The following is a 22,995-nucleotide window of genomic DNA, read 5'->3' on the forward strand; positions in this document are numbered from 1 at the left end:
AATATTCTTTATTTCTATTAAATTTTAAAAGAGTTAAATATATAGATAACATTTATAAGTAATTAACAAATAAAAGAAAGGTAACTACTTCCCGATACAAAACTCACTAAAAATCGTACCCAGAATATCCCTATCTACATCAATTTCGCCAGTTATATTACCGATTTGTTTGATGCCTTCTCTCAAATTTTGAGCAATCAAATCAGATGGAATTTGCATGATAAAAGCATTTTGAGCCTCAGTAAGTGCTGCATGAGCTTTTTGTAAAGCATCTAAATGTCTTTGATTTGTGATAATTATTTGATTATCTGAATCTTGCCTCTGAATCAAGTCAAACATCATTCGTTTCAAATCTTCTATGAAAATCCCATTCTTTGCAGAAATTTTCAACAAAGGGAATTGATATTTTTCTTCTAATTTTTGGTCAAGAATAACTTGATTTTCAGCATTTAAATCAATTTTATTATGCACTAAAATCACGTGCAAATCTTCTCTCACCAGTGCAGAAAGGTGCATATCAATTTCATCCTCAGTGTTTTCTAAGGTATTGAAAAGATAAAGTAAAATCTTGGCAGACTGAGCCTTTTCAATAGCACGTTGCACGCCAATTTTTTCAATTTCATCTTCAGTTTCTCGAATTCCAGCCGTATCTATAAACCTGAAATTAATACCATTGATTTGAATCACTTCCTCTATCGTGTCGCGTGTAGTCCCAGCAATATCGCTCACAATGGCTCTTTCCTCGTTGAGTAATTGGTTTAGCAGAGTTGATTTTCCAGCATTTGGCTTCCCTATAATCGCTACAGGAACCCCTTTTTTGATGGTATTTCCATAAGCAAAAGATTCTATCAAAACTTGAATTTCTTTTAGAATATATTTCAGTAAATCAGTTAGTTGACTTCTGTCGGCAAATTCCACATCATCTTCAGAAAAGTCCAACTCTAATTCCAGCAAAGCCGTCAATTTGATTAATTCTTTTCTTAATTCGCCTAATTTGGTAGAAATTCCGCCGCGCATTTGGTGCATTGCCACTTGATGAGAAGCTTTGGAGTCCGATGCAATCAAATCTGCAATTGCCTCTGCCTGCGTTAAATCAAATCTTCCGTTTTGGAAGGCACGCATTGTAAATTCTCCTGGCAGAGCTAGGCGCGCACCGTTTTTTAAAAATAAATCAATAATTTTATTCTGAATATAAAGCGAACCGTGGCAAGATATTTCAACAGTTTCTTCGCCAGTAAAAGATTTTCCTTCTTCAAAAATCGCTACCAAAACTTCATCTACCCACGTTGCATTATCTTTTATATCACCAAAATGCAGCGTATGAGAAACTTGATTTTTAAGTTTTTTATTAAATCTAGACTCAAAAATTTTCTCGGTCATTTCTATAGCCTTATCGCCAGAAATTCGTAGAACAGCAATTGCAGAGGCTTGATTTCCTGTAGCAGGGGCAATGATGGTTTCTTTTAGATACATTTTGCAAAGTTAAAATTTATTGTAACCTTATTTTACAAGAATTTTTTAAGCCTTAAAAAAATTTTTGAAATTTATGGAAAAAAGAACAGAACACTTTTTGTTTGGAGAATACTTACTTGATTCTCTTAAGTGATTTATAAATAGTAAATTAAGATTAAAAAAAACATTTTAATAATCGCTCAAAAGAAAAAAATATTTACTTTTGCCGAATGCATTTTTCTGCCAAAGAAATTTTGAAAAAATACTGGGGATATGATGAATTTCGTTCGCCCCAAGCAGAAATTATAGAAACCATCTATTCAGGGAAAGATTGCTTCGCATTGTTGCCCACTGGCGGAGGGAAATCCTTGTGTTTTCAAATTCCAATTTTGATGCAAAAAGGCATCTGCGTGGTTATTTCTCCACTGATTGCACTCATGAAAGATCAGATTCAGCAATTGAAGAAACGAGGAATCAAAGCGGAATTGCTTTCTTCAGAAATTCCTTTGCCTGACCAAGAAAGAATTTTAAACAATTGCCGTTTTGGCAAGGTTAAATTGCTCTATGTTTCTCCCGAGCGCATAGAAAGTGAACATTTCATAGAACGCTTGGCTGATTTAAATCTCCGTTATTTTGCGGTGGATGAAGCGCATTGCATTTCTGAGTGGGGGCATGATTTCCGCCCCAGTTATTTAAGGCTTAAAAAATTAAAAGAATTTTCTCCTTCGACGCCAATTTTGGCACTGACGGCAACGGCTACTCAGAAGACAATAGAAGATATCATCAAAGAGCTTCAGTTGAGTGATTGCCGTATTTTTAGGAAATCATTGGAAAGAGAAAATTTAGCTTATCGTATTTGCAAGACTGATGATAAAATGAATGATTTGCTCTATTTTCTAAGACAAAAGAATGAATCTTCTATCGTTTTTGCAAAAACACGAGAAGAAACTTATGAATGGGCTAAGATTTTAAATGAGAAATCTTTTGATGCAGATTTTTTCCATGCACGTCTTTCTCCCGAAGAAAAAAATGAAAAACAAAAAACCTTTATCCACAGTGACCAAAAAATTTTGGTAAGTACCAATGCCTTTGGTATGGGAATAGACAAGCCAAATGTGCGCCGAGTTTACCATATGCATACGCCCAATACGATTGAATCTTACTTCCAAGAAGTAGGGCGAGCGGGGAGAGATGGTAAATTTGCTGCAGGAATCCTCTTTTATAATGAAAGGGATAAAAAAAATAGTCTTCAATCTTTTAAAGCTTCAAATCCTGATAAGAATGAGTTCCTTACTATTGTGCTGAAATTGTATGGCTATTTCCAAATAGCTAATAATGAATTAGCTGAAGGGCAAAAAGGATTTTCTGAGAAAAAATTTAGAGAAGTTTACCATTTCCATAAGCAAAAAGTGCGCTTGATTCTTCAATTTCTAGAGAAAAAAGAAATCATAAAAATTCATAAAAATCAGCGGCAAAGTTTAGTTAAGATTTTGGTAAGAAATACCGATTTGCCAAATATTCATCAGCCCAAATATCATGTGCTAGATTACTTAGCTCGGAATTTTGGCGGAATCTTTGATAAACCTCAGCCAATTGATGAATACAAGGTTTCTAATCGGTTGAAAATCAGTAAATCTTTATTGAAAGAATATTTAAATGAGTTAAACGAAAGAAGTTTGATTTATTACCGAGATGCAACCGTAGTAAAAATCGAATTCTTGCAGCCAAGGGATGACAATGCAGCAGCGGTTTTCTGGTGGAAAGAATTTAGAGAACAGCAGCTGCTGAAATGGAAACGCTTGAATGATATATTCTTTTTTATCGAAAACGAATCAGTTTGCAAAAGTCAATTATTGCTTCGCTATTTTGATGAGAAAAGTAAAAGAAGATGTGGTATTTGCAGCGTTTGCAAGCCAAATTTATTCTCTCAAGAATTAGAAATACAAGATTTATATAAATTTGTGACCTCAGCGGTGAGGACTGAAATAGAAATTTTAGAAGGCTTTAAAAATTTTGATAGAAATTTAATTTTTCAGAGCCTTCAAAAATTAATTGATGAAGAAAAAATTAAATTTACACCACCCAATTTTTATAGCAGATGAATAAATCTTTAAAAATAGTTTTCTTTGGCACGCCAGATTTTGCTGTTCATATTTTGCAAGCCATTTTAGAGCAAAAATTTGAAGTTTCAGCCGTAGTTAGTGCGCCTGATAAGTCAGCGGGGCGCGGCAGGAAAATTCATACGCCAGCTGTAGCAAAATTTGCCAAAGCTCATAATTTAGCTTTGCTGCAGCCAGAAAAATTAAAGTCTAAGGAATTTTTAAAGGCTTTAGAAGAATTTCAAGCAGATGTTTTTGTAGTAGTAGCTTTTCGTAAACTTCCGCGTGCAGTTTGGCAAATGCCCAAAAAGGGTACATTTAATCTTCATGCCTCATTATTACCTGATTACCGTGGTGCCGCACCGATTAATTGGGCAATCATCAATGGTGAGAAGACCACAGGCGTTACGACTTTTTTCATTGATGAAAACATCGATACAGGGCAAATAATTTTACAGAAAAAATGTGCTATTTCACCAGATGAAACGGCCGGAGAGCTACACGATAAATTAATGGAGCTTGGTGCAGAAACAACTGTAGAAACTTTACAATTGGTGAGCAAAAATGGCGTGAACCCAGCACAGCAATCTAAACCAAAACTCAATAAAGATGCTCCAAAACTCTTTAAAGAAAATACAAAAATTCAGTGGCAAGATAGTTTAGAAAGCGTATTTAATTTTGTGAGAGGTCTAAATCCCTACCCAACTGCTTGGACTTATTTCAAAAACGAGAACGAGAAAAAGTATGTGAAAATCATAAAAGTTCAAATTCAGCATACCCCTCATTCGCATAAAATTGGCGATTTATTTATAGAAAATGCTAAGCTAGGGGTAGGGCATCGCAATGGAATTATTTGGGTAGAAGAACTTCAAATGGAAGGGAAAAAACAATTAAAAGCTCAAGATTTCATCAATGGATTTGGCGATTTAACCTCTTGGAGAGTTGATTAAATGAATGTAAAATCTTAAATTTATGTTAATTATTAGTTTTTTCCTTTCGCTATGTGGCTTTACACTTGCGTAGACAAAGAGAAACGCTATATTTGTTAAACAAAATTTTTAAAAATCATTTTACTATGAACAAATCTGAATTAGTAGACGCAATGGCAGCTGATGCTGGAATCACAAAAGCACAGGCAAAAGAGGCTTTAGATTCTTTCACAAACAACGTAACCAAGGCTTTAGCAAAAAAAGATAAAGTAGCTTTGGTTGGTTTTGGGACATTCTCAACTTCAGAAAGAAGCGCAAGAGAAGGTGTAAACCCACAAACTAAGAAAAAAATCAAAATTGCTGCTAAAACTGTAGCTAAGTTTAAACCTGGAGCTCAATTGGCAGACGCTGTAAACGAAGGGAAATAATAACTTACGATTAAAATTTAATTGAAACTGCCTGTCTTGCGATGGGCAGTTTTTTATGCTCAGAAAATGAAACTAAAGAAAGCTTAAGAATAAAAGATTCAATGAAAAATGCTTGGTTTACCAAAAATGAGTTTAGCGGTTTATTGCCTAAGTTAGCTAGGTACTAGAAAGAAATCTTAGATTAGTAGTTAATCCAAATAATGTAGATATAATATATAATGAATCTCAAATTCAAAATTCAGTTCGTTGCATCAAACATGAAAAAAAATTTTTTAAACCCGAACCCAAACCCAAAGTAATCTGCCCTAGTTTTTTCTTTTTAAAATATTTCAATTTTTCTCAAGCCCTAAAAAATTGCAGAAAATAGTCCGTGCACCGATTATTCCAATCAGTTTTCACATTGGCTTAGATTTAATTTTTTAAGGCTTAAATTTTGCTGAGAATAAAATTGGAAAAATAAAATCGAAAAAAAATGAGGCTTGATTTTTTTTTAAAAGCTTTAATTTTCTAAGAGTTAAATAAAAAAAATGAAACAAAAAACATATTATATCAAAGGAATGACTTGCAAAGGCTGCGCCAATAGCGTTCAGCAGAAGCTGGAAGCCGTGCCAGGTGTGCAAAAAGTTAGAATAGATTTAAGCACAGCTCAAGCAGAAATTTCAGCAGAAAATGAAATTAGTTTTGAAGAATTTTCTAAGGCTTTAGAAAATACCAACTATAGTATTCATCAAACGCCAGAAGAAGCATTTACCCACACGTATTATGTGGAAGGAATGACTTGCACAGGATGCGAAAACACGGTGAAAAAACATTTATCTTCAGTAGAAGGTGTAAAAGCAGTAAACGTGGATTTGAAGGAGAGGAAAGTCTGTGTAGAGGCAGATAAAAATATTTTATTCAGCCATTTAAACTCAGCTTTAGAAGACACGCATTATCATCTATTGAAATTCGCTACGGAATTAGAAAATTCGAAGAAAACAACCCCGAAAAATTCAACGGATGATGTTTATTATTGCCCCATGATGTGTGAGGGTGAGAAGGTTTATGACAAACCCAGTGATTGCCCTGTCTGCGGAATGGATTTGGTGCCAAAAGTCAAATCGATGCCAAGTGATGTACAATACACTTGCCCGATGCACCCAGAAATTATCAGTGATGAACCTAGCGATTGCCCCAAATGTGGAATGGATTTAGTGCCGGTGGAGCCACAAGAGAACGCAGAGCTGAAAAATTATCGCCAATTAGTAAAAAAACTGATTTGGGCAGCTGCATTTACGATTCCTATTTTTCTCATAGCCATGTCTGATATGCTAAATAATAATCCGTTGTATCAAATCATGGAGAAAAAACACTGGGATTATGCACAGTTTATTTTATCGATTCCTGTAGTTTTTTACGCAACATGGGTATTTTTTCAGCGCGCTTGGAATTCCATAAAAAGCATGAATCTCAATATGTTTACCCTCATTGGGATTGGTGCTGGCACTGCATGGATTTTTAGTGTCATTGCTTTATTCTTCCCTCAAATTTTCCCTCAGGAATTTTTTGGTCAAGACGAGAATATCCATCTGTATTTTGAATCTGCTACCATGATTTTAACCTTAGTTTTAGTCGGGCAAGTGATGGAAGCTCGAGCACATTCTCGCACCAATTCTGCCATCAAAGAATTAATGAAATTAACGCCACACGAAGCAATTTTAGTAGAAAACGGTGTGGAAAAAAAAGTAAGCCTTAAAAAAATTGAAAAAGAAGATATTCTAAAGGTGAAACCTGGAGCAAAAATTCCCGTAGATGGCATGGTAACCGAAGGCGAATCAAGTGTGGATGAAAGTATGATTACGGGCGAACCGATTCCTGTAGATAAAAAAGTGGGAGATAACGTGAAAAGTGGAACCATCAACGGGAATGGCAGCTTCCTGATGCGGGCAGAGAAAGTCGGAGCGGAAACGATGCTCTCGCAAATCATCGAAATGGTGAATAATGCAAGCCGCAGCCGTGTGCCCATTCAGCGTTTGGCAGATAAAATTTCGAGTTATTTTGTGCCTGTAGTCGTGGGAGTAGCGGCTTTAACTTTCATTATTTGGTGGATTTGGGGGCCGCAGCCCAGCTTGACTTATGCTTTTGTGAATGCCATTGCAGTTTTGATTATCGCCTGCCCATGTGCTTTGGGCTTGGCTACGCCAATGTCGGTAATGGTGGGGGTAGGCAAAGGAGCGCAAAACGGCGTCTTGGCGAAAAATGCCGCATCACTAGAAGAAATGAATAAAATTGATACCTTAGTGATTGATAAAACAGGTACCGTAACTGAAGGTAAACCTCAGATGGAAAAAGCCATACTAGCAACGGGTTTTTCTGAAGAAAAATTACTTGGTTTAGTTAACGGATTAAACCAAAATAGCGAGCATCCGTTGGCGCAAGCAACTTTAGATTATGGTGATTCAAAAAAAATAAAGCCTTTAGAAATTTCTGATTTTCAATCCGTTTCAGGAAAAGGAGTCAAAGGTGTTTTTGAAAAACAAAAAGTTCTGTTGGGAAACAAAGCACTACTCGCTGACTTCAAGTTAAATATTCCTTCTGACGTTGCGGATAAAGTAAATGCCGAAGCCAAAAAAGGGAAAACAACTTCTTACTTAGCTTGGGGCGAAAAGATGGTAGGAGCCGTCGTGATTTCTGATCCAATAAAAGCATCTAGTGCTGCAGCTATTCAAAAGCTTCAAGCACAAGGTATTTCAGTCATTATGCTGACGGGCGATAATGAACATACTGCGAAGGCAGTAGCAAAAGAAGTCGGGCTGAAAAACTATAGTGGCGGGAAGTCCCCCGAAGATAAATTGCAAGAAGTGAAAAAACTTCAAAACGAAGGTAAAAAAGTAGCGATGGCAGGTGACGGGATTAATGATGCCCCAGCATTGGCACAGAGTGATATTGGAATAGCAATGGGTACTGGGACAGCTGTCGCAATGGAAAGTGCAGATTTGACGTTGGTGGATGGTGATTTAAACGGCATTGTGAAGGCTCGTGTTTTAAGCGAAAAAGTAATGCGCAACATTCGTCAGAATTTATTTTTTGCACTGATTTACAATAGTGTTGGTGTTCCAATAGCGGCGGGGCTATTATATCCATTCTTTGGGTTGCTTTTATCACCCATGATTGCTGCTTTGGCAATGAGTTTTAGCTCGGTAAGTGTTATCCTGAATGCGCTAAGATTACAACGCATAAATTTGAAATAAATGAAAAAAATCTAAAGGCATAAAAAAAGACAAACTTCTTACTATTGAAACTTGTCTTTTTTATGCTGAAAATTTTTTAAGCCTTAAAAAAAATTAATCAAAAATTTGCATTAAATATTTTTCAGCATCTAGAGCGGCCATACAACCAGAGCCTGCTGCAGTAATGGCTTGGCGGTAAATCTTATCTTGCACATCTCCAGCCGCAAAAACCCCAGGAAGTTTGGTTCTTGTGCTTTTTGGTTGGGTAATGAGATAGCCCGTCTCGTCCATATCTAATTTCCCTTGGAATAAATCGGTATTAGGTTTGTGCCCGATAGCAATGAAGACTCCATCTACTTTTAATTCTCGTTTTTCACCAGTTTGGTTGTTGAAAACATGAGCTTTTTCTACTACATTTTCTCCACTCAAACCTTCCAGTTCATGGTGAAATAGCACTTCGATGTTTTGTGTTTTCATCACACGAGCTTTCATCGCTTTAGAGGCACGGAACTCATCTCTTCTTACAAGCAGATAGACTTTATTGCATAAATGAGATAAATAAGTTGCTTCTTCAGCAGCTGTATCGCCACCGCCAACTACCGCAACATCTTTCCCTTTGTAGAAGAATCCGTCGCAAGTTGCACAAGCAGAAACGCCGCTCCCAGCATATTTTTTCTCATCTTCTAAGCCTAAATATTTTGCAGAAGCACCAGTAGAAATAATGACAGAATAAGTTTTAAACTCTTTGCCATTGCTTGTTTTTATGGTATGAATTCCTTTTTCTTCCTCAGAAAAAATTACTTCATTAACTAAGTCAAAAACGATTTCAGTGCCAAATCTTTCAGCCTGTTTTTGCAAATCTGTCATCATTTCAGGGCCTTTGATGCCATCGGGGTAGCCAGGGAAGTTTTCCACATCGGTAGTGGTGGTTAATTGCCCGCCTGGTTCCATTCCAGTCAATAGAAGAGGTTTCATATCTGCTCGTGCTGCATAAATAGCAGCGGTGTAGCCAGCAGGTCCCGAACCAATAATGATGGTTTTATGAATTTGTTCTGTCATTTTTTTAAGTTTACACAAAGTTAATTAATCTAAAATAAAAAATAGAATTTAGGAGAATCCTTTAAATTACTTTTTAAAATTGTTAAAAAAAAAGCTTAAATTTGTTGAGTGTTAGAATTAACGTTCTTGAAAGATGAATGCTGCTGTACAGAATAAATGGAATGAATTGGAAGGTGAAGTGCACGAGCTTTTGGTTTCATATGAAAAACAAAAGGCACAACTGGCTAAACTCAAAGAGGAAAATGAACGCTTGGAGGAAAGCATCTATCAGCAACAGGTAAGAATTCAAGAACTTCAAAATATAAATAAACAATTAAAGGTGGCTGGTGCCTTGGGAGGGAACCCTAAACATCGGCGGTTGATGAAGTTTAAATTGAATCAGTTGATAAAGGAGGTTGATTATTGTATTGCTGAGGTGAGTAAAGCTAATTTGTGAAGATTGTAGATGATGAATAGGCATAAGGTTAAAATAGCGATTTCGGGCAGAGAATACCCGATGCACATCACGGCAGATGAAGAGGAGATTGTGCGAAAAGCAGCAAAAATCATCAAAGAATCAATCAGTCAGTTTGAAGAGAAGTATGAATTGCGAGATCACCAAGATGCTTTGGCTATGTGTGCCTTGCAGTACGTTTCAAAAAGCTTGTATCACGAGCAAACTGAGATGTCTAATTCTAGTGAGATCGAAAAAAAATTAGATGCATTAATTGAGAAAATTAGAAGAAATTTCATCTAACAAGAGAAGTTCCTTTTGCCGAAAGGCAGTTTAAATAGTTACCCACATTAGTTCTAACATTATTTGGTAAACTCAACGAGTATTGTATTACCGGGTAAAAATCGGTTCTAAAACAAGCCGCCACCAGTTTGGTATTGAAGCAGCGGAAGTTTGAATGCCGAGATAGCCCAAATCCTGTTATTTAGGAGTTTTACACAAATCACCTGAGCTAATGTGGTTTTTTTTTGATGAATGATATGCTGCGAGAGCAGCTCTAAATAAATATAAAATATGGAATACGTTATTGGAATTATAGGTTTTATAATTGGAGCTTTATTGTCTTTTTTTCTTACCAAGAAAAAGATAGATAATCAAGGCGCTATTTTATTAGAAGAAGCTAAAAAGAAAGTTGATGAAATTGAAAAAAATGCCTTAAAAAAGAAAATAGAATCAGAAACTTTGGTGAAAGAAGCTGAAAAAGAAGGCGAAAGCATTAAAAAAGAGAAAATTTTACAAGCGAAAGAAAAATTTTTGGAATTAAAGGCTCAACACGAAGAAAGCGTTAACCAACGGGAAAGAAAAATTGGTGAAAAAGAGAATCAAATCAAAGAAAAAGAGCACAAACTCAATGAAGGTCTCTCTGATTTAAAGAAAAATCGAAAAACGCTTACGACCGAGTTGGCGGAAATGGAAGAGAAAAAATTGGCATTAAACAAAAAAGTAGATGAGGTCAACGCTAATCACAGAAGACAAGTCGATTTATTAGAAAAAATTTCAGGTTACTCTGCAGAGGAAGCACGAGCCGAGTTGGTAAATAGCTTGAAAGAAGAGGCGAAAACTAAGGCTCAGGCTCAGATTCAAGAAATTATAGATGAAGCTCAAATGAATGCACAAGATGAAGCCCGTAAAATTGTGATTCAAACCATTCAACGCATTGGTACAGAGCAGGCTATAGAAAATTCAATTTCGGTATTTAATTTAGAAAATGATGATGTAAAAGGGCGAATCATCGGGCGTGAAGGGCGAAATATCCGAGCCTTGGAAGCGGCGACAGGCGTGGAAATCATCGTGGATGATACGCCAGAAGCAATTGTCCTCTCATGTTTTGACCCCGTGCGTCGAGAAATTGCACGTTTGTCTTTGCATAAATTAGTGACTGATGGGCGAATTCACCCAGGTAGAATTGAAGATGTGGTGGATAAAACGTCAAAACAAATCGAAGATGAAATCATCAAAATCGGTAAGAAAACAGTGATTGATTTAGGAATTCATGGGCTGAATTCAGAATTGATAAAAATCATTGGACGAATGAAATTCAGGTCTTCTTACGGGCAAAACCTTTTACAGCATTCACGAGAGGTAGCTCACATTGCAGGAACTTTGGCAGCAGAATTGGGGCTAAATCCTAAGTTGGCAAAACGCGCTGGTTTGCTACACGATATAGGTAAAGTACCTGAGCAGGAATCAGAATTACCACACGCTATTCTAGGAATGAATTGGGCCGAAAAATTTGGTGAACACCCCGATGTGGTGAATGCAATTGGTGCACACCATGATGAGATTGAAATGACTTCTCTGCTTTCACCCATTATTCAAGTGGCAGATGCCATCAGCGGAGCTAGGCCTGGAGCCCGCAGACAAGCAATGGAAAGTTACATCCAGCGTTTGAAAGATTTAGAAAGCACAGCTTTAGGCTTCAGCGGGGTAGAAAAAGCTTATGCAATACAAGCTGGGCGAGAACTACGCGTGATGGTAGAGAGTGAGAAAGTTGATGATTTGCGTGCGAAAGAACTTTCTTTCTTGATTATGGATAAGATTCAAAACGAGATGACTTACCCTGGGCAAGTGAAAGTCACGGTGATAAGAGAAACGAGATCTGTTCACATCGCAAAATAATTTTTTTAAGGCTTAGAAAAACTGAAAAATTTTTTAAGCCTTGAAAAAAATAATTTAAATATACTTTAAAAATTCGTTTGAAATTTAAATTTTTTAAGCCTTAAAAAAAATGAAGGATTTTTTACCATACAGAAATTTGTATGTTGGTAGTATAGAAATTCTGAAAGCAGTCTTTTTAGAAAATAAATATACCGATAAGGAAATCGAGAAGTGCTTTAAACGCAATAAGCAGTGGGGGAGTAGAGACCGCGGGTTTGTGGCAGAACTCATCTATGAATGTGTGCGCTGGAAACGACTCATCAACTACGCTTCAGGAAATAGTTTAGAGCAAAAAAATTACTGGAAGTTTATTGCCACATGGATGATAATCAATGATGCTGAGATACCAGATTTAGATGAGTTTAAGTCGTTAAAAATCAATCGAGAGAAAGTCAAAAAAAACTTTAGAGATGCTCATCGAGATCCAGCGATAGAGCAATCTGTGAGTGAAGAATTGAAAGCGCTAGGCTTACAACAATTACCTGAACGTTTTTGGAAAGAAATTCAAGTGATGAATCAGCCAGCACCTGCTATTTTACGCACGAATACGCTGGTGAATTCCCGAAGCGAATTAATTAAAAAATTAAAAAAAGAAAATGTAGAAGTAAAACCTCTGCAGAAGTTCCCCGAAGCTCTGGTGCTGGCGGAAAAAGAAAATATTTTTTTGACGCAAGCTTTTAAAGATGGAAGTTTTGAAATGCAAGATGTTTCCTCACAGCAGGTTGCTCATTTTTGTGAAGTAAAACCTGGAATGCGTGTGGCAGATGCGTGTGCTGGTGCTGGCGGGAAATCTTTGCACCTCTCTGCATTGATGGAAAATAAAGGTCAAATCATTTCGATGGATATTTATGAATGGAAATTAAAGGAATTGAAGCGACGTGCCAAGCGAAATCATTCGCATAATGTGCAGATCAAATTCATTGAATCCAGTAAAACCATCAAGCGTTTTCACCAATCTTTTGATAGAGTTTTGATTGACGCGCCTTGCACAGGCATAGGAATTCTCGGCCGCAATCCTGATGCAAAATATAAGATTGATTTTTCGTTTTTTGACCGTGTTTTGAGAGAGCAAAAGGAAATTTTGAGAAATTACGCTGAGATGGTAAAAAAAGAGGGATTACTGATTTATGCCACTTGCTCGATTTTTCCTGCTGAAAATAGACAACAAGTTCAAGCCTTTTTAGAAGAAAATCAAAACTTTGAATTTGTAGAAGACCGAATGCTTTGGCCTAGCGAAACGGGATATGATGGCTTTTACATGGCAAAAATGAGAAGATTAAAAGTTTAGTGATATTCTTTTAATTGATTTTCAGTGGATTAAATTATAAAGATTGAATTTACACAAAAGCTTTAATGATGAAAATTAATCGTGAATGAGACTTTTTTGCGGATATAAAAAAAATCTATTTTTAAGCTGTAGTGAAATTATGAATCAAATTTACCTTGAATTTTCTAAGCCTTAAGAAAAAATAGAAGTTATAATTTAGGTAAGTTCAAAACTAGAAACAAAGTATTTTTTTAACTTTGCAAAAAATGAAATAATGACAAATTATTTTATTAATTAACAATTTTTAGTCTATGAATATTACCATCGAAAACATTGTATTAATTGGTTCTCTCTTACTTTTTATCAGTATAGTAGTAGGGAAAACCTCTTATAAGTTTGGTGTTCCCACACTTTTGCTTTTCTTGGCTATAGGTATGTTGGCAGGTTCAGATGGAATTGGGCGCATTAATTTTGATAGTCCTGAGATTGCTCAATTTATTGGTATTGTTTCATTAAACTTTATTTTATTCTCAGGGGGTCTAGATACTAATTGGAAGGCTGTAAAACCGATTCTAAAAGAAGGAATAGCACTCTCCACCATAGGAGTTTTTCTCACAGCGGTTTCATTAGGAATTTTTGTTTACTATATCACTGATTTTACTATATATGAGAGTTTACTTTTAGGTTCCATTGTTTCCTCTACAGATGCGGCAGCGGTATTCTCCATTCTTCGTTCTAAAAGCTTGGCACTCAAGGCAAATCTTCGCCCAACGCTAGAGCTAGAGAGTGGTAGTAACGACCCGATGGCCTATGTTCTTACCATTGCATTTCTATCGCTGGTTATGAACCCAGAGCAAGGCTTTTTTTCTATCATTCCACTGTTTTTGCAACAAATGATTTTAGGCGGAGCATTAGGTTTTGGCTTTGGTGTTTTGAGTAAAATTATCATCAATAGAATTAAACTTGGCTTCGAGGGTTTATATCCAGTTTTAGCTATTTCACTCATGTTTATTACATTCTCAGCCACTGATTTTGTAGGAGGCAACGGATTTTTAGCCATTTACGTCTGTGCAGTTTACCTTGGGAATCAAGATTTGATTCATAAAAACACCATTCTAAAGATGTTTGACGGCCTAGCATGGCTAATGCAAATTGTGCTATTCCTCACATTAGGCTTACTTGTTTTCCCAAAACAAATTATACCGTACGTTGGAATTGGCTTATTAATTTCTTTATTTTTAATTTTCATAGCTCGTCCCGTTGGAGTTTTTTTAAGCTTAATGTTTTTTAAAATGAGATTACGCCGTAGATTTTATATCTCTTGGGTAGGGCTGCGCGGAGCGGTACCAATTGTATTTGCCACTTACCCATTATTAGCAGGGGTAGACAAAGCAAATATGATTTTTAACATCGTATTCTTCATTTCGGTAACCTCGGTTTTATTACAAGGAACGACTTTATCTATCGTTGCAAAATGGCTTCATGTAGCATTACCAGAGAAAGTAAAACCAGTTGCTATGAATGAGCGTTATTTCTTAGATTTACCAAAATCTGCTATGAAAGAAATTGAAATTCCAGTAAATAGTTTTGCTGTAAATAAGAGAATTATCGACTTACATTTCCCTGAAGCAGCTTTCATTACAATGATAAAAAGAAATGGAAGTTTTGTGCGGCCAGGTGGCTCAACATTGATTCAAGCACATGATGTTTTAGTCATTTTATTAGACAAAGAAGAAAGTTTGGCTCAAGTCAATGAAGTCTTAACAGACTTAAAAAGTGGTTTGTAATTAAAATTAAATTTAGAATCTATAGAAAAATTTTAAAATAAATTTTTTAAGCCTTAAAAAAATTATTACTCAGCCTCGCAGTACACAGGTAAAAAAGGTGATTTAAAATACTAAAAACAAACGTATCATATTGATTTTAAGTGTAATATTATTAAATCTAACTTTGAGACAAGTTACAAAATAGTTTTGAAAAAATTATAAAAAACGCCAAGTTAAGAAAACCTTTATTGCAAATGAATTAAATTCAAACTAATTGATTTAAAGTTGATTAGGGTCATATTTTTAGCTAAAACTTGAAATTTATTGACTCAGAATATCAATTTGTATAATTTGAAAATTTAAAAAGCCTTTAAATTTTGTAGTATTTAAAAATTTTGTAGTTTTGCACTCCAAATTAAAATTTTTATAAATGAATCATTATGAAACTGTTTTCATTTTAACTCCCGTTCTATCTGATTCTCAGGTAGAGGAAGCAGTTAAAAAAGTAGAAAGCTTTTTGAAAGAAAACAATGCAGAAATTGTGCATCAAGAAAACTGGGGTTTACGCAAATTAGCTTACCCAATTCAATTGAAAAGAAATGGATTTTACAATCTGATTGAGTTTAAAGCAGAAGGTAACACCATCAGCGATTTAGAACTAATGTTTAAAAGAGATGAGCGTGTAATTAGATACCTTACCGTGAAATTAGATAAGCACGGAGTTGATTGGGCTGAGGATAGAAGAAAGAAAAAAGCAGAAAAAAAATAAAAATTAAGCGATGGCTATAGATGATTTAGCAAAACAGGTAGCAGAAGGAGGTGAATCTGAAATCAGGTACTTAACTCCCATAGATATAGAAACTCAATCAACAGAAATGTTCTGTCGATTCAGACGATTTGGAATCAAGTATGTTGATTATAAAGATCCAGATTTTTTACTTCAATTTGTAAATGAACAAGGTAAAATTTTACCAAGAAGATATACAGGAACATCTCTAAAGTATCAAAGAAAAGTAGCTCAAGCAGTCAAAAGAGCTCGTCATTTAGCTTTGTTGCCTTATGAAACAGATTTATTAAAATAATTAAAATCAAGACAAAATGGACGTAATTTTAAATAAAGACATAGAAAATCTTGGTTTTGAATATGAAATTGTTTCTGTAAAACCAGGATACGGTAGGAATTTTTTAATCCCTCAAGGTTTAGCAAAATTAGCAACACCTGCCAATCGTGAAGTGTTAAATAAAATCTTAGAAGATAGGAGAGAGCAAGAGGAAGCAGCTATAGCAAAAGCGAAAAAAATTGTTTCTTCTATAGAAGGTTTAACTATTGAAATTTCTGCAAAAGTAGGTGAAGGAGATAAATTATTTGGTTCTATCAATAACGCAGATTTGACGAAACATTTAAACGATAAAGGTGTAGAAGTAGAGCGTAAACACGTTCAAATTTTAGGGAAAAACATTAAACGCTTGGGGCGTTACCATGTTTTGGTAAAACCACACAGAGATGTAGCGCGCGAATTCACTTTTGATGTTGTACCTGAATAAAATAAATTTTATTAATTAGTATTTAAAATCCCTTAATTTTGAAGTATCATTTAAGGGATTTTGTTTTAATATTGTAATATAAATCAAAAACTTATGCAAGAAAATACACAAAATATAATGAGTGGTACAGAAAATCTTGATTTCAATGTCTTGAATTGGGATTGGAATAATATGTCAGATAAAATTTTCACCTATGGGCTGCAAACTATCGGTGCTATTCTTATCATGATTGTTGGATTTTGGCTAGCAGAAAGACTTTCTAAAATAATTATAATAGGCTTAAGGCGGCCAAACATTAGCATATCAATGCTAAACTTCATTAAAAGTCTCATTAGTATAATTTTTAAAGTTTTAGTTCTGCTAGTTGCATTAAGTACTGTTGGCTTTGAAGTTACAGCTTTTATAGCCCTTTTAGGTGGTTTAGCTGTGGGAGTCGGGATGGCGTTGCAAGGAAGTTTATCAAATTTAGCAGGAGGAATTTTAATACTTTTATTTAAGCCATTTAAAATTGGAGACTACATTCAATCTCTTGATAAAAAAGGGACTGTAACTGAAATTACTGTTCTGCAAACAGTCTTGCTGACTCCAGATATGAGAACCGTGATTTTGCCTAATGGGAACGTTTTTAATAACCCCATAGAGAATTACTCTAAACATGGGATGAGAAGAGTTGAAATTAAAATTGGTATTGGATACGATGATGATTTTGATAAAGCTAAAGAAATTTTATTAGAAGTGTTTAAAAATGAACCTCTTATACTTGATGAGAAAGACTATGTTTTAGAAATCGATGAATTTGGAGATAGTAGTGTTAATTTAGCAATGTACGGCTATGCCAGAGCAGAAAATTATTTGAAAGCAAAGTGGAAATTAAATCGATCTGCTAAGAAAGCTTTAGATGAGAATGGATTTAGCATTCCTTTTCCACAGCGGGATTTGCATTTGGTGACAGTGGATAATAAAAAAGCTCAATTTAAAATAAATCAAGAAAATAATTAGAAAAATTTTCTAAGCCTTAAAAAAAAATAATAAAAAAGGATTTCTTCATGATGAAATCCTTTTTTTCTATATTAAATTTGATTTAAGCGTTTGAGGGATTGAATTTCCTCTTGCAATTTTTCTATTCGGTTCAGTAAATGCCGCATGGCATCTATGCCAGCGAGGTTTATGCCTAAATCATAATGCCAGCGACTAAACATTTCTAGGTCAGCCAAGAACTCTTCATCGAGATAATCGTCATCATCCCTGATTTTCAATTGAATAATGCCTTCTTGATTTAACTCTGAAATAAAGTTTTTTTCAACATTCGTCTGCTTACAATATTCTGTGATTTTAATATATCTGCGTTCCATTTTATTTCAAATTTTTAAGCTGATTAAACAATTCCTTCTCTTTTTCTGATAAAGAAGTAGGTAGCTCAACCTGATAAGTAATGTATAAATCCCCAAAATGATTTTCTTTTTTGTAGACAGGGAATCCTTTACCTTTTAGTTTCACTTGGGTTCCATTTTGTGTGCCTGGTTTGATTTTCAATTTCACTTTTCCGTCAAAGGTTTCTATGGTTTTTTCACCACCTAAAACTGCTGTGTACAAATCTAATTTTTCAGCCTTGTACAAATCATCTCCTTTTCTTGAGAAAATGCTGGAGTTGTTTAAATGAATGCTAATATACAAATCGCCCGCTGGTCCGCCATTAATGCCAGGAGAGCCATAGGATTTTAACTTTATGGTTTGTCCATCAGCAATTCCAGCAGGGATGGTGATTCTTATATTTTTACCATTCACGTTTAATTCTTGTTTGTGTGTGGTATAAACTTGATGGAGATTTAGTTGAAGCTCAGCGTTTAGATCTTGACCTCTGAATTGATTTCGGCTACTTCCTCGATTTCTGAAACCACTTTGTGCTCCGCCAAATAAATTGCTAAAGAAGTCAGAAAATTGACTTTCATCAAAATTTCCGCTATAGGCCTCAGACCAAGCTTGCCCGCCACTGTCAAAAGGATTTTCGCCTCCATTGGGCGATTGCCCATGCTGGCGTTTCATTTTCTCAATTTCTTCGGCATGCATCCAGTTTTCGCCGTATTCATCGTATTTCTTACGTTTTTCGGGGTCGCTTAGGACTTCATTGGCTTCATTCAGTTGCTGAAATTTTTGCTGAGCTTCTTTGTCATTAGGGTTTAAATCTGGGTGATGCTGACGTGCTAATTTGCGATAAGCTTTTTTGATGTCTGCTTCGCTTGCATCTTTACTGATACCTAGAATTTTGTAATAATCTATAAAGGACATATTATTTTTTTTAAGGCTTAAAAAAACCTGTTTAAGATAAAATTCTAAACAGGTTTTAAAGTTACTCAAAAATTTTACCAAAATATGATGTAAAGTAAAGCTGTAATCAAAAGAATGGCATAAGCTGCAATGTTAAAACCCTTCCCTGTTTGAAAGGTTTTAGAATACAACGGGATACCTTTTGGGTTGTCGTCGCCTTCGCTCATAGTCAAAGATACTCCAGCTATTATGACCATAGAGGTAATTAATGTATAAAACATTTGATCCATAAACGGCATTTCTAGCGGAAGGAATTTTAATGCTAAAGCAAATGGGATAGAGGCTAAAACGCCGATGATTGCTCCTGTTGTATTGGTTTTCTTCCAAAACAAACCAAGTAAAAATACGGCTAAAATTCCTGGGCTAACTAATCCTGTCCATTCTTGAATGTATTGGAACATTTGGTCTATAGAACCTAAGGATTTTGCTAATAATGTGGCTATAATCAAAGCAATTAATGATGCCAAGCGCCCGATATTCACTAATTTTTTTGAACTAGCCTTTTTATTAAAATAAGGTTTATAAATATCCATCGTGAAAATTGTAGAAGTAGAGTTTAGCATAGAGGCCAAAGACGAAACAATTGCGGCTGAAAGTGCTGCTACGACTAGGCCCTTCAATCCTGTAGGTATGAAGGTGTTAATCAGCCAAGGGTAAGCCCTGTCATAATCGATTCCACCGTTGGCTTTAGAGAAAATTTCTTTAGCACCTTGAATGTCTTCGGTGTACATTACATAAGCAATAATACCTGGAATGACGACAATTAAAGGGACGATTAATTTTAAGAAACCAGCAAAGGCTAGACCTTTTTGTGCTTCTCTCAAGCTTTTTGCAGCTAAAGCTCTCTGGATAATATATTGATTAAACCCCCAGTAGTATAAGTTGGCTACCCACAATCCACCAACGAGAACAGCAATTCCTGGTAAGTTCATGAATTCTGGATTATCTTTAGAAATAATCATATGGAAACGTGAATTGGCGTTATCATAGACATAATTTATTCCATTAATTATACCTCCATCGGGTGCTACATGGTCTAGAGCGATGAAGGTGGTAATCAACCCACCAATAATTAATAGCACGACTTGAATGACGTCAGTCCAAGCTACGGCAGATAAACCACCCCAAATGGAATAAGCTGCTGAGAAAAGAGCTAAACCAATAATGAAAGGCATGATGCTGGAGCCATCACCAATACCAATTATGGTATCTAAAGCTTTAGCTCCTAGGTATAAAACTGAGGTTAAATTCACGAAGATGAAAAGTGCAATCCAAAAAGTGGCTAAAATGGTTTTCAGATTAGTGCTAAAGCGTTTTTCGATAAATTCAGGAATAGTATAAAGTCCATGATTGATGAAAACTGGCATAAAAAATTTGGCTACAATCAGTAAAGTTATAGCCGCCATCCATTCATAAGAAGCGATAGCTAAACCGATAGCAAAACCCGAACCTGACATCCCTATAAACTGTTCGGCTGAAATATTAGCAGCAATCAAAGAGGCGCCAATCGCCCACCAGGGTAAGGACTTCCCTGCTAAAAAATAATCTTCTGCCGTTTTTTCTTCCCCCTTTTTCCCTCGAGAAACGTATAAACCTACGGCTAAAATTACAATGGCGTAGACAACGAATACAACAATGTCTACAGTTGAAAATTCACTATTCATAAATTCAATAATTTTTATAATTCCTTAACACCGTCACTGATATTCATTTCATAAATCGATGGTGCATATCCAATTTTTTCAGTATATTTTTCTTTTAAAGTAGACTTATATTCCTCCACTTTATCTTTTTCGACGATAGCAATAGCACAACCACCAAAGCCAGCTCCAGTCATTCGACAACCTATGACATAGGGAAGTTTAAGGCTTTCTTCATTCACAGTATCTAATTCATTACCAGTTACTTCGTAGTCATTTTTTAATGAAGTATGGCTTTCATTCATCAATTGAGCAAATAGTTTAATATCATTATTGGCTAAAGCTTCTTTACTTTTCAAAACCCGCTGCTGCTCACTTATCACATGGCGCACTCTCTTGAGTTGCTCTTCATTTAATTCCTCATGGTGAGACTCAAAGTATTCCATCGGGACACTGCATAAGTCAGGGTAATTTTTCCCTTGCTGATTTAAAATTTCTAAAGCCTCTTCACAAGTAGCACGGCGTTCATTGTATTTAGAATCAGCTAATTTCCGTTCCTTATTTGTATTGATGATGACTAATTTATGATCTTCTAACACAAAAGGAGTATAATCAAAATTTAAGTTTTGGCAATCTAGAATAATGGCATGCTCTTCTTTCCCTTGGCTCACAGCAAATTGATCCATAATACCACAATTCACACCAACAAATTCATTTTCAACTTTTTGAGCTAAAAGTGCAATCTGAGTTCGATTTAAGCCCGCGTTTAGCAAAGAATTTAAAGCAAAAGCCATTACTACTTCTATAGAAGCCGAAGATGATAAGCCACCGCCATTAGGAATGTTTCCGTAAAATAAAAATTCCATGCCAGTATCTAACCCAAAGCCCTTTTCCATAAAAGCATTGATGACACCAAGAGGGTAATTTACCCAGAAATTCTCCTTTTTAGTATATTTATCACCAGTTAATTCAAAATCAAAATTTTCTTCAGGAAAGTTTAGACTATGAAAATGTAGTTTTTTATCGTTAGTTATTCTCAGCGTAAGGTAAGTTCCATTTTCCAAAGCAGCAGGCATCACCAGCCCACCATTGTAGTCAATATGCTCTCCAATTAAATTGACACGAGCTGGAGCAAAATAATAAAAATCAGGGGTAGAGTTATATACTTTTTTAAACTCTTCTTTTAAAAAGTCTTTCATAAAAATTAAAATTTAAAACTAAACTTAGTCTTGTGATTGTAAATATCGTTAGAATTTAAGACATTGCTGGGGAATTTCTCATGATTTTCCGCATCTAAAAATCCTTGCGTTTCAAAGCAAACACCCGCATTTGGTTGGGTAGTTCTTCGGCCCTCAGGCTTTAGTTCAGGAATATAAAAACCACTATAAATATGTAGAATTTTCTGATTAGTATAAACCTTCATTTCTATCGTTTGGTCTTCATTTCTCAGAACTCCCACAGGTTTTTTATCAGATTCTACCAAAAAAGAATTATCAATCTCAGCAGGAATCATCTTAAACATAGAAAAATCAAATTTAGTATTTTCCACATCCAATATTTCTCCAGTCGGTACCACATCGCTATTAAATTCCAAGATTCTTTTAGCATTGATTTTTATCTCATCCTTCAAAATAGAATCACAAGATTGATTGAGATTAAAATACGTATGTTGAGTTAAATTGATAATGGTAGGCTGATCTGTTTTAGCCGAATAAGAAACAGTAATTTCATTTTCATCATTAAGTTCGTAGGTAACCTCTACATTCAAATTCCCAGGGTAATTCTCGTCTCCGTCGGGTGAAAATAAAGATAGTGTAACTCTACTATTATCAAAATTTTCAAATTTCCAAACTTTAGAATCAAAACCAATTTCACCACCATGTAGATGATGCCCAGCATGATTTTTTTTAAGGCTTATTTTTTTTCCATTAATTTGAGTTTCACCATTTAGTATTCTGCTAGAATGTCTCCCAATCACTGCCCCAAAATAAGGATAGTTCTCTCGGTATTCGGGTGATAAATAACCAGCTAAGTCATTGAATCCCAAAGTTAATTCTCTTTTAGCAAACCCCTCAGGAAGTTTGATAGATTGAATGATAGCTCCTAAATTAATGACACTTATTTGAAATCCATTATCGTTGGTCAAAGTTATTTTGTCAATTTCTTGATTTTTGTAATACCCAAACTCTTCTTTTTTTAAACTTTGCATATAAAAATATTGAAAAGAAAAGTTAAGGAAAAAATCTCAATTTCTAGGAGATTTTTCATAGATTTTTTTAAGGCTTTAAAAATAAAAAAATAACCGCCTCAATTTTTATTATTGAGACGGCTACGCTTTATTTTTTTTAAGGCTTGAAATTAATTTACAGCCTCTACAGAAACATAAGATTTATTATCTTTCTTCTTACGAAAAACAACTTTCCCATCAATCAAGGCATACAAAGTATGATCTTTGCCGATGCCTACATTGTTTCCAGGGTGATGTTTTGTACCTCTTTGTCTTACTATGATATTGCCAGCAATACACTTTTCGCCACCGTAGATTTTCACACCCAAGCGTTTGGATTCCGAATCACGACCGTTTTTTGAACTACCGACTCCTTTTTTGTGTGCCATTTTATTTTAG

At 35.2% G+C, this 22,995-nt stretch carries 21 protein-coding genes; 13 read left to right on the forward strand and 8 right to left on the reverse strand.

Going from position 1 to position 22,995, the window contains the following annotated elements; genetic code table 11:
* Nucleotides 1–84: 84 nt before the first annotated feature.
* A complete protein-coding gene (gene mnmE, locus D5J18_RS07130; protein WP_119058319.1) occupies nt 85–1,473 on the reverse strand; it encodes a tRNA uridine-5-carboxymethylaminomethyl(34) synthesis GTPase MnmE in 1,389 nt (462 codons plus the stop codon).
* A 233-nt stretch (nt 1,474–1,706) separates the two neighbouring features.
* Here mnmE and D5J18_RS07135 point away from each other — a divergent pair, with 233 nt between their 5' ends.
* The 4 genes from D5J18_RS07135 (at nt 1,707) to D5J18_RS07150 (ending at nt 8,138) form a co-directional block, all read left to right on the forward strand.
* On the forward strand, nt 1,707–3,554 hold the full coding sequence (locus D5J18_RS07135; RefSeq protein WP_165844984.1) for a RecQ family ATP-dependent DNA helicase: 1,848 nt from the start codon (nt 1,707–1,709) through the stop codon (nt 3,552–3,554).
* On the forward strand, nt 3,551–4,501 hold the full coding sequence (fmt, locus tag D5J18_RS07140; protein WP_119058321.1) for a methionyl-tRNA formyltransferase: 951 nt from the start codon (nt 3,551–3,553) through the stop codon (nt 4,499–4,501). Before D5J18_RS07135 ends, fmt begins: the two co-directional genes overlap by 4 nt.
* Nucleotides 4,502–4,626: 125 nt before the next feature.
* Complete coding sequence (locus D5J18_RS07145; protein ID WP_119058322.1) at nt 4,627–4,908, forward strand: HU family DNA-binding protein; 282 nt, start codon at nt 4,627–4,629, stop codon at nt 4,906–4,908.
* A gap of 527 nt (nt 4,909–5,435) precedes the next feature.
* A complete protein-coding gene (locus tag D5J18_RS07150; RefSeq protein ID WP_119058323.1) occupies nt 5,436–8,138 on the forward strand; it encodes a heavy metal translocating P-type ATPase in 2,703 nt (900 codons plus the stop codon).
* Between the two features lie 93 nt (nt 8,139–8,231).
* On the opposite strand, the gene trxB is transcribed toward D5J18_RS07150, so the two are convergent.
* Nucleotides 8,232–9,176, reverse strand: a complete 945-nt coding sequence (trxB, locus tag D5J18_RS07155) for a thioredoxin-disulfide reductase (protein WP_119058324.1) — start codon at nt 9,174–9,176, stop codon at nt 8,232–8,234.
* A gap of 133 nt (nt 9,177–9,309) precedes the next feature.
* On the opposite strand from trxB, the gene D5J18_RS07160 reads away from it, so the two are divergent.
* The 9 genes from D5J18_RS07160 (at nt 9,310) to D5J18_RS07200 (ending at nt 17,403) form a co-directional block, all read left to right on the forward strand.
* Nucleotides 9,310–9,612: a hypothetical protein gene (locus tag D5J18_RS07160; RefSeq protein WP_119058325.1), complete on the forward strand. Its 303-nt coding sequence runs from the start codon at nt 9,310–9,312 to the stop codon at nt 9,610–9,612.
* Between the two features lie 9 nt (nt 9,613–9,621).
* On the forward strand, nt 9,622–9,912 hold the full coding sequence (locus tag D5J18_RS07165) for a cell division protein ZapA (RefSeq protein WP_119058326.1): 291 nt from the start codon (nt 9,622–9,624) through the stop codon (nt 9,910–9,912).
* Between the two features lie 270 nt (nt 9,913–10,182).
* The gene (gene rny / locus D5J18_RS07170; protein ID WP_119058327.1) at nt 10,183–11,787 is read left to right on the forward strand and encodes a ribonuclease Y; all 1,605 of its coding nucleotides are present in this window, start codon (nt 10,183–10,185) and stop codon (nt 11,785–11,787) included.
* A 109-nt stretch (nt 11,788–11,896) separates the two neighbouring features.
* Nucleotides 11,897–13,114: an RsmB/NOP family class I SAM-dependent RNA methyltransferase gene (locus D5J18_RS07175; protein WP_119058328.1), complete on the forward strand. Its 1,218-nt coding sequence runs from the start codon at nt 11,897–11,899 to the stop codon at nt 13,112–13,114.
* Between the two features lie 290 nt (nt 13,115–13,404).
* Nucleotides 13,405–14,880, forward strand: coding sequence for a potassium/proton antiporter (locus D5J18_RS07180; RefSeq protein WP_119058329.1), 1,476 nt, complete (start codon nt 13,405–13,407; stop codon nt 14,878–14,880).
* A gap of 409 nt (nt 14,881–15,289) precedes the next feature.
* Entirely contained in the window at nt 15,290–15,628 is a 339-nt protein-coding gene (gene rpsF, locus D5J18_RS07185; RefSeq protein ID WP_119058330.1) for a 30S ribosomal protein S6, read from the forward strand.
* A gap of 10 nt (nt 15,629–15,638) precedes the next feature.
* Entirely contained in the window at nt 15,639–15,941 is a 303-nt protein-coding gene (gene rpsR, locus D5J18_RS07190) for a 30S ribosomal protein S18 (RefSeq protein ID WP_119058331.1), read from the forward strand.
* Between the two features lie 16 nt (nt 15,942–15,957).
* Nucleotides 15,958–16,404 carry a 50S ribosomal protein L9 gene (gene rplI, locus D5J18_RS07195; protein ID WP_119058332.1) on the forward strand — a complete coding sequence of 149 codons (447 nt, stop codon included), beginning with the start codon at nt 15,958–15,960 and terminating at the stop codon, nt 16,402–16,404.
* A 93-nt stretch (nt 16,405–16,497) separates the two neighbouring features.
* Complete coding sequence (locus D5J18_RS07200; RefSeq protein WP_245952956.1) at nt 16,498–17,403, forward strand: mechanosensitive ion channel family protein; 906 nt, start codon at nt 16,498–16,500, stop codon at nt 17,401–17,403.
* A gap of 71 nt (nt 17,404–17,474) precedes the next feature.
* On the opposite strand, the gene D5J18_RS07205 is transcribed toward D5J18_RS07200, so the two are convergent.
* From D5J18_RS07205 to rpmA, 6 genes are all read right to left on the reverse strand, one after another.
* Nucleotides 17,475–17,756, reverse strand: a complete 282-nt coding sequence (locus tag D5J18_RS07205) for a chaperone modulator CbpM (RefSeq protein ID WP_119058333.1) — start codon at nt 17,754–17,756, stop codon at nt 17,475–17,477.
* Between the two features lies 1 nt (nt 17,757).
* Nucleotides 17,758–18,690 (reverse strand): DnaJ C-terminal domain-containing protein, encoded by a 933-nt coding sequence (locus D5J18_RS07210; RefSeq protein ID WP_119058585.1) that lies wholly within the window; start codon nt 18,688–18,690, stop codon nt 17,758–17,760.
* 74 nt (nt 18,691–18,764) lie between these two features.
* Complete coding sequence (locus tag D5J18_RS07215; protein WP_119058334.1) at nt 18,765–20,393, reverse strand: sodium/sugar symporter; 1,629 nt, start codon at nt 20,391–20,393, stop codon at nt 18,765–18,767.
* A gap of 14 nt (nt 20,394–20,407) precedes the next feature.
* Nucleotides 20,408–21,568, reverse strand: a complete 1,161-nt coding sequence (locus D5J18_RS07220) for a galactokinase (protein ID WP_119058335.1) — start codon at nt 21,566–21,568, stop codon at nt 20,408–20,410.
* Nucleotides 21,569–21,573: 5 nt separating this feature from the next.
* Nucleotides 21,574–22,578, reverse strand: a complete 1,005-nt coding sequence (locus D5J18_RS07225) for an aldose epimerase family protein (protein ID WP_119058336.1) — start codon at nt 22,576–22,578, stop codon at nt 21,574–21,576.
* A 149-nt stretch (nt 22,579–22,727) separates the two neighbouring features.
* Complete coding sequence (rpmA, locus tag D5J18_RS07230; RefSeq protein ID WP_119058337.1) at nt 22,728–22,985, reverse strand: 50S ribosomal protein L27; 258 nt, start codon at nt 22,983–22,985, stop codon at nt 22,728–22,730.
* Between the last annotated feature and the right edge of the window lie 10 nt (nt 22,986–22,995).

The sequence above is a fragment of the Candidatus Ornithobacterium hominis genome (assembly GCF_900538215.1).
GTDB lineage: Bacteria > Bacteroidota > Bacteroidia > Flavobacteriales > Weeksellaceae > Ornithobacterium > Ornithobacterium hominis.

Bases quoted from the DNA above. Each gene is read 5' to 3' on its own strand.
- mnmE (WP_119058319.1), bottom strand. From the start codon at position 1,473: ATGTATCTAAAAGAAACCATCATTGCCCCTGCTACAGGAAATCAAGCC.
- fmt (WP_119058321.1), top strand. From the start codon at position 3,551: ATGAATAAATCTTTAAAAATAGTTTTCTTTGGCACGCCAGATTTTGCT.
- D5J18_RS07145 (WP_119058322.1), top strand. From the start codon at position 4,627: ATGAACAAATCTGAATTAGTAGACGCAATGGCAGCTGATGCTGGAATC.
- D5J18_RS07150 (WP_119058323.1), top strand. From the start codon at position 5,436: ATGAAACAAAAAACATATTATATCAAAGGAATGACTTGCAAAGGCTGC.
- trxB (WP_119058324.1), bottom strand. From the start codon at position 9,176: ATGACAGAACAAATTCATAAAACCATCATTATTGGTTCGGGACCTGCT.
- D5J18_RS07160 (WP_119058325.1), top strand. From the start codon at position 9,310: ATGAATGCTGCTGTACAGAATAAATGGAATGAATTGGAAGGTGAAGTG.
- D5J18_RS07165 (WP_119058326.1), top strand. From the start codon at position 9,622: ATGATGAATAGGCATAAGGTTAAAATAGCGATTTCGGGCAGAGAATAC.
- rny (WP_119058327.1), top strand. From the start codon at position 10,183: ATGGAATACGTTATTGGAATTATAGGTTTTATAATTGGAGCTTTATTG.
- D5J18_RS07175 (WP_119058328.1), top strand. From the start codon at position 11,897: ATGAAGGATTTTTTACCATACAGAAATTTGTATGTTGGTAGTATAGAA.
- D5J18_RS07180 (WP_119058329.1), top strand. From the start codon at position 13,405: ATGAATATTACCATCGAAAACATTGTATTAATTGGTTCTCTCTTACTT.
- rpsF (WP_119058330.1), top strand. From the start codon at position 15,290: ATGAATCATTATGAAACTGTTTTCATTTTAACTCCCGTTCTATCTGAT.
- rpsR (WP_119058331.1), top strand. From the start codon at position 15,639: ATGGCTATAGATGATTTAGCAAAACAGGTAGCAGAAGGAGGTGAATCT.
- rplI (WP_119058332.1), top strand. From the start codon at position 15,958: ATGGACGTAATTTTAAATAAAGACATAGAAAATCTTGGTTTTGAATAT.
- D5J18_RS07200 (WP_245952956.1), top strand. From the start codon at position 16,498: ATGCAAGAAAATACACAAAATATAATGAGTGGTACAGAAAATCTTGAT.
- D5J18_RS07205 (WP_119058333.1), bottom strand. From the start codon at position 17,756: ATGGAACGCAGATATATTAAAATCACAGAATATTGTAAGCAGACGAAT.
- D5J18_RS07210 (WP_119058585.1), bottom strand. From the start codon at position 18,690: ATGTCCTTTATAGATTATTACAAAATTCTAGGTATCAGTAAAGATGCA.
- D5J18_RS07215 (WP_119058334.1), bottom strand. From the start codon at position 20,393: ATGAATAGTGAATTTTCAACTGTAGACATTGTTGTATTCGTTGTCTAC.
- D5J18_RS07220 (WP_119058335.1), bottom strand. From the start codon at position 21,568: ATGAAAGACTTTTTAAAAGAAGAGTTTAAAAAAGTATATAACTCTACC.
- D5J18_RS07225 (WP_119058336.1), bottom strand. From the start codon at position 22,578: ATGCAAAGTTTAAAAAAAGAAGAGTTTGGGTATTACAAAAATCAAGAA.
- rpmA (WP_119058337.1), bottom strand. From the start codon at position 22,985: ATGGCACACAAAAAAGGAGTCGGTAGTTCAAAAAACGGTCGTGATTCG.